A 2,584-nucleotide genomic window follows, 5' to 3' on the forward strand; every position below is an offset into this window, starting at 1 on the left:
ACCGCCATCGAGGTGCTGAACCGGTTCGTCTCCGACGAGAAAGTCATCGCCGAACTGGCGAGGCAACTGAGCCGCAGTTGGCGCGACGTGCACCCGGGCACCGAGATCACCGGTCCGTTCATGGCGGGGCTGAGCACCGTGCTCGGTCCCGCCGACAGCCACTCCGCCGCCGCTGCGCGACAACGGGTCTGGCAGGCGCTGATCGCCGACGCGGCGCCGTACAACCTCGGAGCAACGGCACGCAGCGGTGCGGCGGAGCTGCCCTGGTCGATCGTCGAGCTGGGCCTGAGTTCGGTTGAGCCGCAGCAGCCTCCGCGCGTCATCGGTGGGCCAGAGCACGACCGCCCGCTGGACCGGAGCGTGATCGACCGGGTGCGTGCGACGCTGCGGCGAGCCATGGACCGCGACGAGCTCCCCGACGTGCCGACGCTGTGTGCCGAAGAGGTCGACAGGGCATGCGCTCCCTGGGGTCTGATTGGTGAGGACAAGCAGGCGACGCTGGTCGCGGGCATCGAGGTCGCGGTCCGCCTCGCGCCGCTGGCCGACCCCGCCGAGCCGCGCTACGAGCTGGCGCGGCAGATCCAGGCGCGGCTACGCAAGGAGGCCTACGTGCTGCATGCCCGGCGCTACCTCGCCGCGGGCGGGCCGATCCATCCCCGGCAGCAGCAGGTGATCGACGACCTGGCGACGTTCGCGCGGCCCTACCTGAGCCGGTTGTGGGCCCGGCTGCACGGCCGCGACGTGTGGCAGGAACCGTGCGACGACATCGACGACGTGCGCGCGGTGCTCGAAGGGGTGGCTAGGTCGGTGAGCCTGGACCACCGCCAGCGGATCAAGACGATGCTGGAATTGCAGGTGGCCGGATGAGGCTCGTGACCGATTCGGGGCTATGGACAACGGGATCGCCGGCCGCACCGGCGCCATTGGTGGCCGTGGTGGAGGTCAGCGGAGCGGTGCTGTCGTGGACCGTCGATGAGGCCTCGGATGCGCACATCACGTTCACCGACGCTGCGCGGGCCGACTGGTTGTGGCGGGTAGTGGGCGAAAGCGGCCACTACGCCGTGACGTCCGCGCTGGACGGCCACACCCCCGAGGACAGTGTGGAGGTGGCCGACGTGAGTTTGGCGCCCGATGCGCTGGCTCCGCTGCGCCGACTCGCGCTCGGCCATTGGCTGCGACGCTGGTGGCCGGCGAGTCAACGCGACGCGGTCGCGACACTCGACGCCGCCCTACTCGACGCCGAGGTCGCGCTCCTGACCGCCGCCGCTCAGGACTACTTCGGCGACGACACCTTCGATTCGGAGATCAACCATCTGCTCGCGCCGCATGCGGCGGCGCTCAATGCCGCGGCCCGCGAAGGTGATCCGCGGGTCGCCGCGCTCATCGAGCGGTGTCGCGACGTGGCCGACGACGTCGGTGTCGCACTCGACGCCGAACCGGTCGGCAGCCGGCGAGCCGACTATGCCCTTGCGGCAGGCTCGGATTCACGCGGGCCCAGTGCGGCTACCGTCGCGCGGGGCACCGCGTCGATCAGCTGGGCGGCAGTCCCGCCCGGTGTCTTCGATGCGGCCGAGGACACCGTCGAGTGGTCCGTCGAACCGGGGGTCACAGGCGCGGACGCGGTGGTCGACGTGGAGCTGACAGGGCTGGGCAACCCGCATGGCATCGCGGTGCGGTTGGAGTCGGGAAGCGCCGGCGGGGCAGGCGCGCTGGGTGCGGACGGACGCGCATCCTTCCCCGTCGTCGACACCGACGGCGTGCCGATATCCGAAGCTGTTGCGTGGAACCATGATTGGGCCACCACGAGGGTGGTGGTGGGTGCTGACGTCGACGAGTCGGCGCAGACCCGCGACCGGGTGCGTGCCTTCGCGCGGTCGCGGTTGCACCAGCCCGGGCCGGATGCGTTCCTGGCCGAGATTCTCGCCGCGGAATCGGATTACTGAGACTCGTCGGACTGTTTGCGCATCTGCTCCCGAATCTGCTCCAGGCGTTCGGCGGCAGCGCGCTGCCGTTCGTCGTACTGTTCGGCGACGCTGCGTCCTTCGGGGGTTTCAGCCGCGAGTTCGGAGGCACCGATCGCGGTGCCGTAACGGGTCTCGATCTTTTCCCGTACGGCGTCGAAAGTCGGTACGCCGCCCGGGGTGTAGCCGCTGTCGACCGGTTCGACCGGTGCGGTGGACTCAGGCGTGGGCTCGACGACCTCGGCGTCGACCGCGGCTTCCTGCTCCGGTCCCGAAGTGGTGTCGTCCGGCATGCCGCTCACGCTACCTGTTCGCCTGCGCTGACGGTTGTGACAATTTTGACGAAACTACCGCGGGCGGCGGCACGGTGCGCGTAGCGTTCTGCCGTTACTCAGCCGAAAGGAGCCACCATGCGCGGCACCCTCATTTTGACAGCGGTCGTCGGTGCGGGCATGGCCCTCGGCACCGCCGCGCCGGCCATGGCCGACGACACCGACGACATATTCGTTTCGGTCATCAAGGAAGAAGGGATCCCGTTCTCGACCGCGAAGGACGCAATCAGCCTCGCCCACGCGGTATGTGACTACGTGGAAGCGGGCCAGAAACCCGAACAGGTTGCGGTC

General features: G+C 69.5%; 4 protein-coding genes. 3 read left to right on the forward strand and 1 reads right to left on the reverse strand.

Going from position 1 to position 2,584, the window contains the following annotated elements; genetic code table 11:
* A partial coding sequence (locus A5698_RS28915) for a hypothetical protein (protein WP_068295433.1) occupies positions 1–867 on the forward strand: 867 nt, incomplete at its 5' end.
* A complete protein-coding gene (locus A5698_RS08210) occupies positions 864–1,943 on the forward strand; it encodes a hypothetical protein (RefSeq protein WP_068295439.1) in 1,080 nt (359 codons plus the stop codon). The genes A5698_RS28915 and A5698_RS08210, both read left to right, overlap by 4 nt.
* On the opposite strand, the gene A5698_RS08215 is transcribed toward A5698_RS08210, so the two are convergent.
* Complete coding sequence (locus A5698_RS08215) at positions 1,937–2,254, reverse strand: hypothetical protein (protein WP_068295445.1); 318 nt, start codon at positions 2,252–2,254, stop codon at positions 1,937–1,939. The two genes, A5698_RS08210 and A5698_RS08215, sit on opposite strands and share 7 nt — an antisense overlap.
* A gap of 117 nt (positions 2,255–2,371) precedes the next feature.
* Here A5698_RS08215 and A5698_RS08220 point away from each other — a divergent pair.
* Positions 2,372–2,584: DUF732 domain-containing protein (locus A5698_RS08220; RefSeq protein WP_068295442.1), on the forward strand; the 213-nt coding region annotated here is incomplete at its 3' end.

The sequence above is a fragment of the Mycobacterium sp. E136 genome (assembly GCF_001666865.1).
Lineage (GTDB): Bacteria > Actinomycetota > Actinomycetes > Mycobacteriales > Mycobacteriaceae > Mycobacterium.